This is a genomic window from Anabaena azotica FACHB-119, assembly GCF_014697625.1.
Lineage (GTDB): Bacteria > Cyanobacteriota > Cyanobacteriia > Cyanobacteriales > Nostocaceae > Trichormus > Trichormus azoticus_A.
Map to the genome: position 1 here is coordinate 59885 of NZ_JACJSG010000029.1, position 14090 is coordinate 73974.

Annotated in this window: 12 protein-coding genes and 1 pseudogene; 7 read left to right on the plus strand and 6 right to left on the minus strand. The window is 42.5% G+C overall.

What is annotated here, in order from left to right; all coding sequences use genetic code 11:
• Positions 1–64 precede the first annotated feature (64 nt).
• Positions 65–998 (minus strand): annotated as a pseudogene (locus H6G83_RS20620) (DUF4351 domain-containing protein).
• On the opposite strand from H6G83_RS20620, the gene H6G83_RS20625 reads away from it, so the two are divergent.
• From H6G83_RS20625 to H6G83_RS20655, 7 genes are all read left to right on the plus strand, one after another.
• A complete protein-coding gene (locus H6G83_RS20625; protein WP_206758998.1) occupies positions 992–1168 on the plus strand; it encodes a hypothetical protein in 177 nt (58 codons plus the stop codon). The pseudogene H6G83_RS20620 and the gene H6G83_RS20625 overlap by 7 nt on opposite strands.
• Before the next feature lie 349 nt (positions 1169–1517).
• Positions 1518–2006 carry a hypothetical protein gene (locus tag H6G83_RS20630; RefSeq protein ID WP_190475735.1) on the plus strand — a complete coding sequence of 163 codons (489 nt, stop codon included), beginning with the start codon at positions 1518–1520 and terminating at the stop codon, positions 2004–2006.
• Between the two features lie 27 nt (positions 2007–2033).
• Positions 2034–2867 (plus strand): Rpn family recombination-promoting nuclease/putative transposase, encoded by an 834-nt coding sequence (locus H6G83_RS20635; RefSeq protein WP_190475737.1) that lies wholly within the window; start codon positions 2034–2036, stop codon positions 2865–2867.
• 123 nt (positions 2868–2990) lie between these two features.
• Positions 2991–4685: an ABC-F family ATP-binding cassette domain-containing protein gene (locus H6G83_RS20640; protein ID WP_190475740.1), complete on the plus strand. Its 1695-nt coding sequence runs from the start codon at positions 2991–2993 to the stop codon at positions 4683–4685.
• A 241-nt stretch (positions 4686–4926) separates the two neighbouring features.
• The gene (gene gpmI, locus H6G83_RS20645; RefSeq protein ID WP_190475742.1) at positions 4927–6528 is read left to right on the plus strand and encodes a 2,3-bisphosphoglycerate-independent phosphoglycerate mutase; all 1602 of its coding nucleotides are present in this window, start codon (positions 4927–4929) and stop codon (positions 6526–6528) included.
• A gap of 268 nt (positions 6529–6796) precedes the next feature.
• Positions 6797–7030 (plus strand): preprotein translocase subunit SecG, encoded by a 234-nt coding sequence (gene secG, locus H6G83_RS20650; RefSeq protein ID WP_190475744.1) that lies wholly within the window; start codon positions 6797–6799, stop codon positions 7028–7030.
• Between the two features lie 97 nt (positions 7031–7127).
• On the plus strand, positions 7128–7883 hold the full coding sequence (locus H6G83_RS20655; RefSeq protein WP_190475807.1) for a peptidase: 756 nt from the start codon (positions 7128–7130) through the stop codon (positions 7881–7883).
• A 319-nt stretch (positions 7884–8202) separates the two neighbouring features.
• On the opposite strand, the gene H6G83_RS20660 is transcribed toward H6G83_RS20655, so the two are convergent.
• The 5 genes from H6G83_RS20660 to deoC all read right to left on the minus strand — a co-directional run bounded on the left by H6G83_RS20660 (position 8203) and on the right by deoC (position 14081).
• Positions 8203–8829 carry a Uma2 family endonuclease gene (locus H6G83_RS20660; RefSeq protein WP_190475746.1) on the minus strand — a complete coding sequence of 209 codons (627 nt, stop codon included), beginning with the start codon at positions 8827–8829 and terminating at the stop codon, positions 8203–8205.
• A gap of 419 nt (positions 8830–9248) precedes the next feature.
• Complete coding sequence (locus tag H6G83_RS20665; RefSeq protein WP_190475748.1) at positions 9249–10397, minus strand: glycosyltransferase family 4 protein; 1149 nt, start codon at positions 10395–10397, stop codon at positions 9249–9251.
• Between the two features lie 305 nt (positions 10398–10702).
• Positions 10703–12328 carry an MFS transporter gene (locus H6G83_RS20670; protein WP_190475809.1) on the minus strand — a complete coding sequence of 542 codons (1626 nt, stop codon included), beginning with the start codon at positions 12326–12328 and terminating at the stop codon, positions 10703–10705.
• Positions 12315–13211 (minus strand): DNA repair protein RecO, encoded by an 897-nt coding sequence (gene recO, locus H6G83_RS20675; RefSeq protein ID WP_190475750.1) that lies wholly within the window; start codon positions 13209–13211, stop codon positions 12315–12317. Before recO ends, H6G83_RS20670 begins: the two co-directional genes overlap by 14 nt.
• Positions 13212–13400: 189 nt before the next feature.
• Positions 13401–14081, minus strand: coding sequence for a deoxyribose-phosphate aldolase (deoC, locus tag H6G83_RS20680; RefSeq protein WP_190475752.1), 681 nt, complete (start codon positions 14079–14081; stop codon positions 13401–13403).
• Positions 14082–14090: the final 9 nt, after the last annotated feature.

Consider the following 14090-nt stretch of genomic DNA (forward strand, 5'->3'; position numbering starts at 1 on the left):
ACCTCAACACTTGCGATTGAGAGAGCGATCGCACATAAACTAAATTCAAGTCATCAATATTTAATTATTGTTGTTGGCTTAACCAAACTTCTAAATCCGCCATTGTAGAAAAATCTAATAATGCTTCTCCTAACGCTTCTAACTGCCCAATAGATAATTTTTGAACTTGTTCGACTACAGATAAATCTAAATTTCCCAGTCGTCGATTTAACAACCGCAGAATTAGCTGTTGTTCTCCTTGCTGTAACCCTTGCTGTAAACCCTCTTTTGACACTCCTCGCTCTAAAGAGACGTTCGCGTTAGTGTTCTCTGTCTTGTTGATACAGTGGTGCTAATCTCATCACTAACTCCCGATCCTCTGCTGGTGTATTTTGATTAATTCGCAAGTTTTGTTGCAGGTTATAAAGTAATTCTAACGTGACTCTCAAAAATGGATTATTTGCTGGCAGTGCAGTTAATTCATCAATTGCTTGACGTTGTACCTTACCACGTCCTAATATTCTCAGCCACAGTGTTTCGTGAGTGCATGGTAACTGATGAATTACTACTATGGCTGTGCGGTAGTGTTTCGGTGTAAAGTATACTCCTGTTCCCCAATCTGATTTTTCAGTTGCACCAAATCCGCAGATGAGATTTTTTGATGCTGTGGGTGTGAGTATCCACAGTTGGGGAATCTCGGAGTTTGGTATTTTCATCTGATTGCGCTTTGCTTCTCGCTGCATTGCACTTTTTATTGATGATAATTTTGATATGCAATCGTTGATTTCTTCTGCGGATGCTGGGTTACGGAAGGGTTCAAATATGGCGGTTGTTGTCGCCATTTTTCCTAATAAGCCTAATGTGGCTATGTTGGCTGTTTGTGTGGGAATTGGTGTGAATAATACATCGATTTCTCGCACGTCGGTTGCGACTCGGCTTGCTGCTTGCACGCTTCCGAATGTTTTTAGTAGTTCTTCTAGGTAGTCTTTGGCAAATTGATCATGGATGAATCTTGTCATTTCTTTGGCTTTGTCCAGAAGATTCTCTGCCATTTTACCAAAGCGATCGCACCAAAAACTCCGCTTACTTCCAAAGAGCGATCGCCCTCAGTTATAGTTACAATTTTGAGGGCGAGTTTCTAACATTTCATTATGGAATTTTTTGCCGCATTCTGATTTTGATATTGTGAATTAGCAAAACCTTTATTATCCAAATACAGCAATTTCGCTATTCGTGAAATACTGTAGAGACGTTACATGTAACGTCTCTACATGGTTTTGGGTTTTACGCTTGTACCTGATTTACCCAAAATATGCTGTAATAGCCCATGCTGGGAGGGAATGAGACTCGATAGGGGCGGGTTCACCGGGAGCATCGTTAATTCTTGATGATATTTGATTAACCCACCCCTACAAATGTCTATCCAATTACAAGATTTTAATTCACATTAGACGTGAATTGTGAAATTTAGCTTACCACTGGCGACTCAGTATAAATGGCTTTAAAATGGTGTGCATCAAATTTTGATAGGTGCAACTATGTCACTACGAAATGAGCCTTTAGATTGGCAGGTTAATTCTGATGAAGCTTATGTTCCTGTTTACCATAAGGGCGATTTAGTCGGCTTTTTTAAAGAAGAATACATTAACGAGATCATTAATTATTTGAATGAAGATGATGTGTTGAAGAAAGCTCTAAAATTAGCTTGCTTGGACTTCTTACAAAAAACTGGTGGTGATACGAGTAAGGTTAATTCTTTAATTAAGAAATATATCAAACTGAGTGAACGTCCTAAGTATGGAAGTAGAGCGATCGCTCTTCTACTGCGTGAGCGACAACAAGAACTTGACTTAAACGATGCAGAGTTTACAAAATTCTGCGATACCTTCAAAGTATCACCAACGGAATTGCATAGTATTTATGTTGGTGAACCAGTAGATGATAGTTTATTATTACCCCTTACACGCATTTTAGGAATTACAAAGGAGCGCTTGCTAGAAGTAAGGGATGGTGCTAAAGATGTATAATTAACAGTTAAATATTTATCCATTACAGTGAAAACAGACAGTATTTTTTATCGCCTATTTCAAGAATTTCCTGATATTTTCTTTGAGCTAATTGGCGATTCTCCTTCTTTAGCCAGCATCTACCAATTCTCCTCCGTTGAAGTCAAACAAACCTCATTCAGAATTGATGGTGTGTTTGTGCCTACAGTTGATGAGGAACAGCCAATTTATTTTGTGGAAGTGCAGTTTCAAGCCGATGAAAGAATCTACTCACGGCTGTTTGCTGAGGTTTGCTTATACCTGCGCCAAAATGAACCTAGAAATGATTGGGGTGCAGTCATTTTATATCCAAGCAGAAGTATAGACACAGGAGATATTAAACATTATCGAGAGTTTTTTGTTAGTGAGCGAGTCAGGCGAATTTATCTGGATGAATTAACAGTTGCGACTTCTTTACCAATTAGTCTGGCTACTGTCAAATTGATAGTAACCTCTGAAGATACAGCCATTGTAGAAGCCAGGGAGTTGATAGCCAGAACAAAATCAGAAATCAATTCAGCAGCGAAACAACAAGAGTTATTACAATTAATAGAGACTATCCTGTTGTACAAACTACCTACAATTACTAGGGAGGAATTAGAAGCAATGTTTACTCTTAGTGAACTAAGGAATACCAGATATTTTCAAGATGTTTTTCAAGAAGGCGTGGAACAAGGGATACAGCAAGGAGAGAGAATAGGCAAGTTAAAAGCAGTACCAGCAATGTTGTCAACAGGTTTGACGATAGAACAAGTAGCACAAGCTTTGGATTTAACTGTTGAGGATGTACAACAAGCTGCACAACCGCAGTCGCCTAACTCCGAAAGTGGAGATTCAGCTTGATAACTTTTGCCTTCTGTGCAACAAGAGTTTCTTAAGACAACTTATTGGTTAATTTTTGTTAATATTGGCAGTGTTGGTACTTCGTCCGCAACCCTCTATTAATTTCTACCTGAGAGAAACTCGATGCTGCGATTAGAACATATTAGTAAAATTTATCCTACAGGCGAAGTTCTCAAAGATATCAACTGGGAAGTCAAAGTTGGCGATCGCATTGGTTTAGTCGGTGTCAACGGTGCAGGTAAATCAACTCAGCTAAAAATTATTACTGGGGAAATTGAACCGACAGCAGGGGAAATCATTCGTCCTGCTAGCTTGCACATAGCTTACCTCAACCAAGAATTTGAGGTAGATCCCAGCCGCACAGTCAGAGAAGAATTTTGGACAGTATTCAAGGAAGCTAACCAAGTACAATTAGCTTTAACCAAAGTGCAGCATGATATGCAAACAGCCACTCCAGAGGAACTGGATGAGCTAATTCATAAAATGGATCGTTTGCAGCGTCAGTTTGAAGCTTTGGATGGTTACGGTTTAGAAGCACGCATCGGGAAGATTCTCCCAGAAATGGGATTTGAACAAGAAGATGGCGATCGCCTCGTCAGCGCTTTCTCTGGTGGCTGGCAAATGCGTATGAGTTTGGGTAAAATTCTGCTGCAAGCACCAGATATACTACTGCTGGACGAACCGACTAACCACTTAGACTTGGAAACCATTGAGTGGTTAGAAAATTACCTCAAAAAGCTGACTACCCCGATGGTGATAGTTTCCCATGACCGGGAGTTCCTTGACCGCCTCTGCACCCAAATTGTAGAAACTGAACGTGGTGTTTCTAGCAGTTACCTGGGTAACTACACAGCTTACTTAGAACAAAAAGCAGAAAGTCAGTTAGCACAATTAAGCGCTTACGAACGTCAGCAGAAAGAAATTGAGAAACAGCAAGCCTTTGTTGATAGATTCCGCGCCAGCGCTACCCGCAGTACCCAAGCTAAAAGCCGCGAGAAGCAACTAGACAAAATCGAACGCATCGAAGCACCTACAGGCGGGGTGAGAACTTTGCACTTCCGCTTTCCCCCCGCACCCCGGAGTGGACGCGAGGTGGTGAAAATTAAGGATTTAACACATACCTACGACGACAAGATTTTGTTCTTGGGTGCAAATCTGTTGATTGAAAGAGGCGATCGCATCGCTTTCTTAGGCCCCAACGGTGCAGGAAAATCGACGCTATTACGCATAATTATGGGTTTAGAACCAGCGACAGAAGGTAGCGTTGCACTTGGGGATCACGGTGTTATTCCTGGTTACTTCGAGCAAAATCAAGCCGAAGCTTTGGACTTGAAAAAAACAGTCATGGAAACTATTCATGATGAAGTTCCTGACTGGAAAAACGAAGAAGTCCGCACACTGTTAGGAAGATTTTTGTTTGCAGGTGATACGGTATTTAAGCGGGTTGAATCATTAAGTGGAGGAGAGAAAGCGCGTTTGGCATTGGCAAAAATGCTCTTACGTCCTGCCAACTTACTAATTCTTGATGAGCCTACCAACCACCTGGACATTCCGGCAAAGGAAATGCTGGAGGAAGCGCTGCAAAACTATGATGGTACGGCGATTGTGGTTTCTCACGACCGTTATTTTATCTCCCAGGTAGCTAACAAAATCGTCGAGATTCGGGATGGGGAGTTCCGTGTATATCTAGGTGATTACCACTATTACTTAGATAAAATTGCCGAGGAAAAAGAAGCCGCAAAGCTAGAAGCGATCGCCGCCGAAAAAGCTGCCAAAAAAGCCGCTAAAGCTGCTAAATCTGCTGCTAAGAAGAAGTGAAGCGGTAATGGGTAATAGTAAAAAAGCCATTACCCATTACCAATCACCAATTACCAATTCCCAATTACCAATTACTCATTACCACTTATCACAAAATATTTTCAAGAATTACCAAGGTTAAAGAAAATCTAAAAAAAATAGATTTATGTCATAAAAGAAGTTAATAAGCAAAAATTCACTTGCAGGGGCTGGTAGCAGTGGTATCATTCGGGTATTACAAAAAGTAAAGGGCAATTTTATTATGACCAAAGCACCTGTTGCTCCTGTGGTGCTAGTCATTTTAGACGGATGGGGCTACTGCGAGGAGACGCGAGGAAACGCTATTGCTGCTGCCAAAACGCCAGTAATGGAAAGTCTGTGGGCAGCTTACCCGCATACCCTCATCCACACATCAGGGAAAGCCGTAGGATTGCCAGAAGGTCAAATGGGCAACTCAGAAGTTGGTCATTTGAACATTGGTGCTGGGCGAGTCGTACCCCAGGAACTGGTACGAATCTCCGATGCAGTGGAAGATGGTTCTATCCTCAGCAACTCAGCTCTTGTCAAAATTTGCCAGGAAGTTCGCAATCGGAATGGCAAGCTACATCTAGTAGGGCTTTGTTCTGAGGGGGGGGTACATTCCCACATAACCCATCTATTCGGACTAGTTGACTTAGCCAAGGATCAGCGAATTTCAGAAGTTTGTATTCATGCCATTACTGATGGTCGTGATACTGCACCAACAGATGGTATAACTGCAATCAGCGCCATAGAAGACTACATAGGACGTGTAGGCATTGGGCGCATTGTCACCGTGAGCGGTCGTTACTACGCAATGGATCGCGATCGCCGTTGGGATCGGGTACAACGCGCCTATGATGTGATGACACAAGCTGGTGCAGGAGACGGACGCAAAGCTGTAGATGTCTTACGAGCATCCTACGCTGAAGGGGTGACAGATGAATTTATCGCTCCAGTTCGGATTGCTCCTGGTACTATCGAGCCAGGGGATGGAGTGATATTCTTTAACTTCCGTCCAGACCGTGCTAGACAACTGACTCAAGCCTTTGTCAGTTCCGAATTTACAGGTTTTGCAAGACAGCAAATTAAACCCCTGTCTTTTGTCACATTTACACAGTATGATTCTGATTTGCCCGTATCTGTAGCCTTTGAGCCGCAGAACTTGAGCAATATTCTGGGTGAAGTCATCGCCAATCAGGGTTTAAAGCAGTTCCGCACCGCCGAAACTGAAAAATATGCCCATGTCACCTATTTCTTTAACGGTGGCTTGGAAGAACCCTTTGCAGGGGAAGACAGGGAACTTGTCAGCAGTCCGATGGTAGCGACTTATGACAAAGCCCCAGCCATGTCAGCAGTAGCGGTAACTGATACTGCGATCGCCGCCCTGAAAAAGGGCATATATTCTCTAGTGGTGATTAATTATGCTAACCCGGACATGGTAGGGCATACTGGTCAAATAGAACCCACAATTCAAGCCATTGAAACAGTTGATAACTGTTTGGGTCGCTTGTTAGAAGGAGTGAGTAAAGCTGGCGGTACAGCAATTATTACCGCCGACCACGGCAATGCCGAGTCTATGATGGATGAACAAGGTAATGCTTGGACGGCTCACACAACTAACCCAGTCCCCCTAATTTTAGTGGAAGGTGAAGGCGCGAAAATTCCAGGGCGTGGTACTAACGTTGAATTACGTAGCGATGGCAAACTAGCCGACATTGCACCCACGATTCTCGATATTTTACAGCTACCCCAACCACCAGAAATGACTGGGCGATCGCTTCTCCAACCAGCAGAATACGATGTACAATTTCCCCCAACTCGTATCCCTGTAGGTTTGAATTAAGCTAACGTGAGTTCGATGAACCTCTCCCTCCCAACCTCCCTCTCCTAAAAGGCGTTCGCGTAGCGTCTCCGTCAGGAGAGGGAGGAGAAACGAAAAAATCACCGTCTTACTCCCCTCTCCTCGAAGGAGAGGGGTTGGGGGAGAGGTCAAAACAATGCTTGTCGAACTCACGTTAAGCTAAGAGAAAGCAGCTAACAGTAAATTGTTAACTGTTTTCTCATTGGCAAACCCTTCTGTTTTGAAACTTGTTATAAAAGAGATTGCTACCATGACTGTGACAAATATCGTGCAAGCTATTTGGGCGCTTTCTGCCCTTGGTCTAATAGTTTTAGTATTGTTACATAGCCCCAAAGGTGACGGTATTGGTGCTATAGGCGGACAAGCCCAGTTGTTTAGCAGCACCAAAAGTGCCGAAAATACCTTAAACCGTGTTACCTGGGCATTAACAGTAATTTTCCTCGGTTTAACAGTAGTTTTAAGCGCCGGCTGGCTACCTAAATAAATTTAGGTGACAGGGGACAGGGGACAGGGTAACTAGGCGCTTGCTATCAAGATTTTATGATTTATGTATGTCCTAATCTATGTGGCAACTGCTATACATGGGGAATAAAATTCAATACCCAAAACCTAACACCCTAAAAAATTTCATTACAAAACGTTTATTAGCAGTCCTTGCCTTAGCTATAGGTACAGGACTGCTAATTGTTTTAACTAACCTGCAATTTAGTCATGCTTCCACAGCGCAGAAACCACATCCCTTACCATCTACACTGGCACAATGGCAAGACAATAGCAATAGCGGTGATTACTTTTCTCAAGTTGCCACAACTGAAGTAGGTTATTTAGTATGGTCGAAATTTCCTGTAAAAGTTCATATTAAACGACCACAAATTATTAACCAGGAACAGGCGCAAGCATGGGTTAATAGTGTTTTACAAACTGTGCAGGAGTGGAATAATTATTTACCTTTAATAGTAGTAGAACAGCCAGAAATTGCCGATATTACCATCGAACGCAAAACACCGCCTCTGGGTTTGTCGCGTGAGAATAAAATTCCTCGTGCGCGTTCAGCCCTAACTCGCTATGAGTTATACAATAGTAATAATGTTTTATTACACCGCTTCACTATCCTATTAAGTCCTAGCCAAACTGGTGATTATCTCTTATCAGCTTCCCGTCACGAACTCGGTCACGCCTTGGGTATTTGGGGACATAGTTCGCTACAAACTGATGCTTTATATTTTTCCCAAGTCCGCAACCCACCGCCAATTTCTCCCAGGGATGTCAACACTTTGAAGCGAGTTTATCAACAGCCTACGAGTTTGGGTTGGGCTTTAGAAATTTCTGAGAAATAAGGCAACATTCAAACTAATTTAACGTGAGTTCGATGAACCTCTCCCTCCCAACCTCCCTCTCTCTTGAAAAGTTCTGATCGGAGGAAACCTCCGCTCAGACTTTTCGCTCCTAAAAGGCGTTCGCGTAGCGTCTCCGTCAGGAGAGGGGTTGGGGGTGAGGTCAAAACAACGCTTGTCGAACTCACGTTAATTTAACAGAGCCATCATAGATTATCGCCTTTCCTAAATCATTCATAAAACTAGTAAAACCTCTGCGTTCCTCCGCGTTTAAAAACCTCAATTCTGTCACTTAGCTAGAAATCCCCATACCGCGCTTTCATCACTCAATAACACAGTGAAAAATTTGCTCAACAGTTAGCTGTAAATTTAAGAATGTTGGGGATTCTATACGGTCATTTCCTCTAAACTGTTTCCCCCGATATTCTCCCTCATCACTTAAAGTGTAAATTGTGATTGTTGGCTGTTTGGGGTCGCCTATTAACTCTTTACTACCCAAAGCTGCATAATCCACAATCCAATATTCTGAAATACCCATTTCCTCATAATCAGCAAACTTTTTATGATAATCATCTCTCCAATTTGTACTCACCACTTCAATTACTAATGGGATTGAATCTGGGTGACTAAGGATTGATTGTTTCTCCCACAGTGGTTCATTTTTCAAGTTAGAAAAATTCATTAACAAAACATCTGGATAGTATCCTGATGCTTTATTTTCTGGCTTAACTGTAGCGGTTTTAGGTATACCGTAATTAAGTTTCAGACGAAGACACTCATAACCGAGAATCATTGTTAAAAATGCTACTATTTGCTCATGTTGCCCTGGCGGTGGCGGCATTTGTATAATATCTCCGTCGTGTAATTCATAGCGAATAGTTTCTGGTTGTGTTGCCAAAAAATCTAAAAATTCATCAAATGAAAATACTTTTTGTAGAGATTGTGTCATTGTTTCTACCTTGGTTTAAGTAGAAGGAAAAACTTAGGAGGGTGCGTCAGTATGAATATTTTCTTGGTGTGGCTGGGGTTTCTCCTACTGACGCACCCTACATTTGATATTTATGAATACAGTTCAGTTAATGCTAGATTGAGTGGCAATACTGATTAAACATCTTCAGGACTTACGCAAGTGTCACAATTGGTGGTTGGTGCGTGACGCTACAATTCTCATGACTACGTTCAAATATTATCGCTCCTCACACACCCTACAGAAAAAATATGCCAGTTGCGTAAGTCCTAATCTTAAATGATAATCTTGCACTTTCTCAATAAGCCTATGCCGATGCACTGCCCACCCTACAAAACTATCAGGTTATCTGCGGTTAATTATTCTTATCTGATATTCCCCATCGTCAGCAACTTGAATTTTTAAGCACCCCAACTTAGTTTTACGGGTTGCTGGGCTAAAACTTCTTGATACAGTTCTTCTAAATGAGTAATATTTTTACTCAGAGTATAGCGTTCTAAAACGCGGTTTCTGGCTTTCTGCCCTAACAATGTTGTTAACTCTGGATGGTCTTGGAATAGTGGTAAAAGGGTGCGTAACTGCGATCGCACTGTCTTTGTATTTATTACTACCCCAGCGCCTTTTTCCAAAACCTCACCATCTGCGCCTACATCTGTGGCTAAACAAGCCAGTCCACAAGCCATACCTTCTAATAAAGATAGAGATAAACCCTCAACTAAAGAAGGTAAAATAAATACATCCGCACCCTGTAAAATCTCTATGCGTCGGTCTTCACTAGCTAAAAATCCCAACCAGATAATGCCATACTCAGAACCATAAAAAGGTTCTAAAGTCGCTCTTAACGGCCCATCCCCAACAATTAATAACTTACTACCAGCATCCATATTCGCTTGTTTCCAAGCTCTTAATAGGGCTTCTACATTCTTCTCTGGGGCTATTCTTCCTTGGTAAACAAACAAGCGTTCAGCTTTAAATTCTGCCTTGACATTAGAAGACCCTGGAGAATATTTGCTAGTATCTACCCCATTGGGGATGACAGCGATATTTCTTTCGCGCACGCCCATACTAGCTAATAATTCACGCTGTATTTGGGAAAAGACAATGACGCGATCGTAGTTATCTAAAAAAGGCGCGTATAGTTGATAAGCTAAAAGCTGTGTCCCTGAGATTAATTTCGCTCCCTTGCCTGCAAATGGAGTGTGGAATGTGGCAATTAAAGGTATGTTTAATTGGTCACAAATTTCTGGTAGAAAAAAGTCGAGCGGGGATAAAGTCAACGAAGCGTGGACTACATCTGGTTTGATTTCCCTTAATGACTCAGTTAAAACCTTTGTCGCTTTGAAAGTAGGAATTGTATAAACCTGCGACTTGTAGATGAAGGGTAAGGGAACTTCTTGGAAGTTCGGCCAATTGTCAGGTTCAGGTTCTTCTTGAGCAAAGTGGAGAAAGCTAACTTGATGTCCCCTGTCTAGCAAGGCGTTTGTAACTTCTCGACTGTAAGTTACGTTGCCACAAAAGGGTGATTTTTTTCCAATCCAGGCTATACGCATTCTTTATCGGCTATCAGAAGAGCGTGGTTATTTATTTTGAATCTTTGGTTACTTATCTTGCTTTACTTGCTGGCTATCTACTTCTTGTATACTCCGCTCCAACCAGTCAAAAAGCCAAATTTTGGGTTTGCTAAACCAGATATTTTCTAGGCTTATTTTGTTTTTTAGTTGTACATAAATGTATATCTACAACGCAAAACCCTGCTTGGCTGATATCAAATTAATCCCCAGCAAGTTCGTGATCAAATTTTCTGCCATCAGTTTACCATGAAAGCAAAATTTATAATTATCCCAAAATTTAATTATTAATCACGGGAGTTATACCAAGTTAATATACCTCCTGAAAAGACGATCGCCGCTAATCCCAAAAATACAGCTTTTAAACCGATAAAGGTTTCCGCCACACCTGCTAATGCTAAGGGTAACGACAAAGCAATATTAATCACATTATTTTGCAGCCCAAATACTTTACCACGCATTTCCGCCAAAGTTTCCGTTTGGATAGCAGTTTGCATGGGGATACCGATGAGAGAGCCAAACACCCCTAGCATCATTACCAACAGCAAGACTAACCATAGCTGTGTTGTAAAGATGGAAAGTCCAACTAAAGATGCTGTCATACCCAAGCAACCACAAAGGCTTAATTGAGTATAGGAGAAGCGTTGCCCAAACTGACCCAAAATTGTCGCCCCAATGGCGATCCCAACACCGCCAGCAGCTAGCAGAAAACCGAATTGGGAAGCTTTTAAGTGAGGAATAATTTCTGCCATGCGGACTGCTAATACAGTCAAGGCGGCGAAGACAGAAAATAATATTGTCAGTTGTAATAAGGCGTTGCGGACACGGTAATTTTCTTTAAGGTAGCGCAACCCGTCCCGTAAATCCTCAAAGACATGGGGAAATTCTGTTTCTGGGCTGTGGGTTTTCTCATGAGTCACCAATAACAGCAAAATTATACTGGCGATCGCATAACTTCCACCCACCAAAAGTTCCTTCCCAAACCCATTATGTCCCCCAAGTTGTGACCAAACATTATCCGCCAAGGCGAGTAATGGTTCTCCCACAGCAAACCCCACTATCACCGATGCCATCATCGTAGTTGTATATAGAGAGTTAGCCGAAAGTAAATCCTGTTCTTTCACTACTAAAGGAATTGCTGCTTGTTCGGCTGGGGCGAAAAATTGCGTTAGGGTAGACACCAAAAAAGTCACAGCCAAAATGATCAGAAAACCTACAGGTAAAACTCCTATAGGTTGCCAATCATGAGTTAACCACAACAGAAAGGGTATTGCTAACACCAAAATACCGCGCCAAGCGTTTGTGGCTACCAACACAGCTTTTTTTGACCACCTGTCAACAAATACACCAGCGACAGAACCAAACAACACAGCCGGGATGGTGAAAGACATCATCAACGCTGACACCCAACCGCTAATACTCTGGTCGCTGGCTTGAAACTGAGTATTAATTAAGGCAATCATCAATACTAGATATACCTTGTCTGCCAGTTGACAGAACACTTGACCACCCCAAAGCGCTAGGAAATTAGGGTTTTTGAAGATAGCGAAAAAACCCTGATGCTCTATAGTTTCTGAGTCATTCCCACCAGAACCAGAGTTATCTGTGGGTGTGATTTCTTCTGGGGTAGCGGTTACTGGTACTCGTCCATTACCATTAACTTCAATCTTGCCTAATTCTGGCGAATACTTGTCTGTTTCATCAGGTAAATCAGTTTTAGGATTCTCCGATATCCAACTTTTCTCATTTGTAGAAATCTCTGGTTGAGAGTCTGGAGTATGTTTATGGCTGGGTACAGGCTGGGGGACAGCACTTAAATGATTTTGTGCTGTGGGGTCTGATGCCCTATGCTGTTTTCTGGCCTGGCTGGGTGACAATGGTAGAACTTTTCTATCCAATTCAGACGGTTGCATCATGGTTAGCAGCAAAATAAGAATCAATCAAAGTAGCAGAGCGGATAGAGCGACCCAAATGATACTGAGCATACTGGCGCAAAACTTGCTCTACAGATAACCAGTTTGCATTATTGACGTTACTAATTTGCATTATCTCCGGTTGTGACAACTGTTGGAGTATGAGAAGTTCTTGTGCAGTCAACCGAGATGTAATTGTGGGTAACTCTTGCCGATGCACAACTGTTTGATAAGTAGGGTTTATGGGATGAGAAACTGGTTTATCTGATTTTTCGGGCTTTTTCACAACTTCTTTGCGTAAATTTTCCCAAGCTTCTAAACCAACTATTCCGCCAGCAGCGATACTAAACCCGACTCGCCAGTTGGGATCTTCTAGATCAGGCGTTATGGGGCGCTGAGTCAAACAACAAATTTGCACTTGTGGCGGAATTCCTTCTAAAGCCAATAAGTGAAAAACTGCATGAGCCAGACAAGCAAGCACACCATAAGATTCCCCCGTGGGTAAATCTTCCAGTCGATGGAGGTGTTCATTGAGTAATTCGTATAATTCTTGTTGTGGCTGTTCACTTAAAGCCTGAGACAGAACTATTTCTGCTAGATATTGGCTAGCAGCTAATTTCCCCAAATCTTTCGCCAAACCGGGGTAAGTTTTTACAGTTTGGGCTTGCGTAATTTTATCAAGCGATCGCCCTCTAGCAATCAGTAGTTCATTGACTACAAACATCCCACTTCTACCGCCAAGGCTGGATTTGTGCTTACGTGAGCCTGGGGCGATCGCTCGAATCAAACCAAATTCCTGTGTTAAAATCGTCACTATTCTATCCGATTCCCCCAAAGCTTGGGCTTTAAGATTAATACCAGTTGCCTTATAAGTTTTACTCATTAGTCATTAGTCATTGGTGAGTCCAGTTCCCTACGGCGCGAGACCCGCCGTAGGGAACTGGCGTTCGCCCTTGGCGTGCCGTTGGCGCAGCCTCTCGTAGAGAAGGCATACCCGGAGGGTCATTAGTCATTAGGTAAAGACAACTGTTGACTGTTAACTGCTAACTGTTAACTGTCAACTGACAACAGACTATTCCCCTTTTTCCAGGTTATCGCGCTGACGGATCAAATCGATACCGCGAGACGTGCCTAATCTAGTAGCACCCGCTAATATTAAGTCTATAGCTTGATTGAGAGTGCGAATCCCCCCAGATGCCTTAATTCCTACTCTTTCCCGTGCTATCTCTTTCAGAAGACGTACATCCTCCACCGTAGCACCACCATTCCAACCCGTACTGGTTTTGAGGAATGTCGCCCCCGCATCCATAGCTATTTCAGCTGCAAGTTTTTTCTCCGCATCCGTCAGTAAGTTTGTTTCCAAAATTACCTTAACAGTTTGCCCAGTCTCCTCACAAATTTCGGCAATTTCCCGGTGTACCGCCTCCGTATTACCAGACTTCAACCAGCCTAAATTGATGACTACATCTAGCTCTGTGGCTCCATTTTCCACAGCCTCTTGAGCTTCATACAACTTAACTGAATGAGTTGTCGCCCCAGTAGGGAAGCCTATTACCGTACAAACCTTGGGTTTTTTGCCGTGGAGGAGTTCCGCCGCTTGCTTGACATAAGTAGGATACAAACAAACCGCAGCAAAATTAAATCGGTCAGCCTGTCCACACCATTGCTCAACCTGCTCTGGAGTAGCCGTTGGCGTTAATAGCGCATGATCGATAAATGGCGCAATATCAATATCTGGATAGTCTGCTGCCATCGTGCCTTT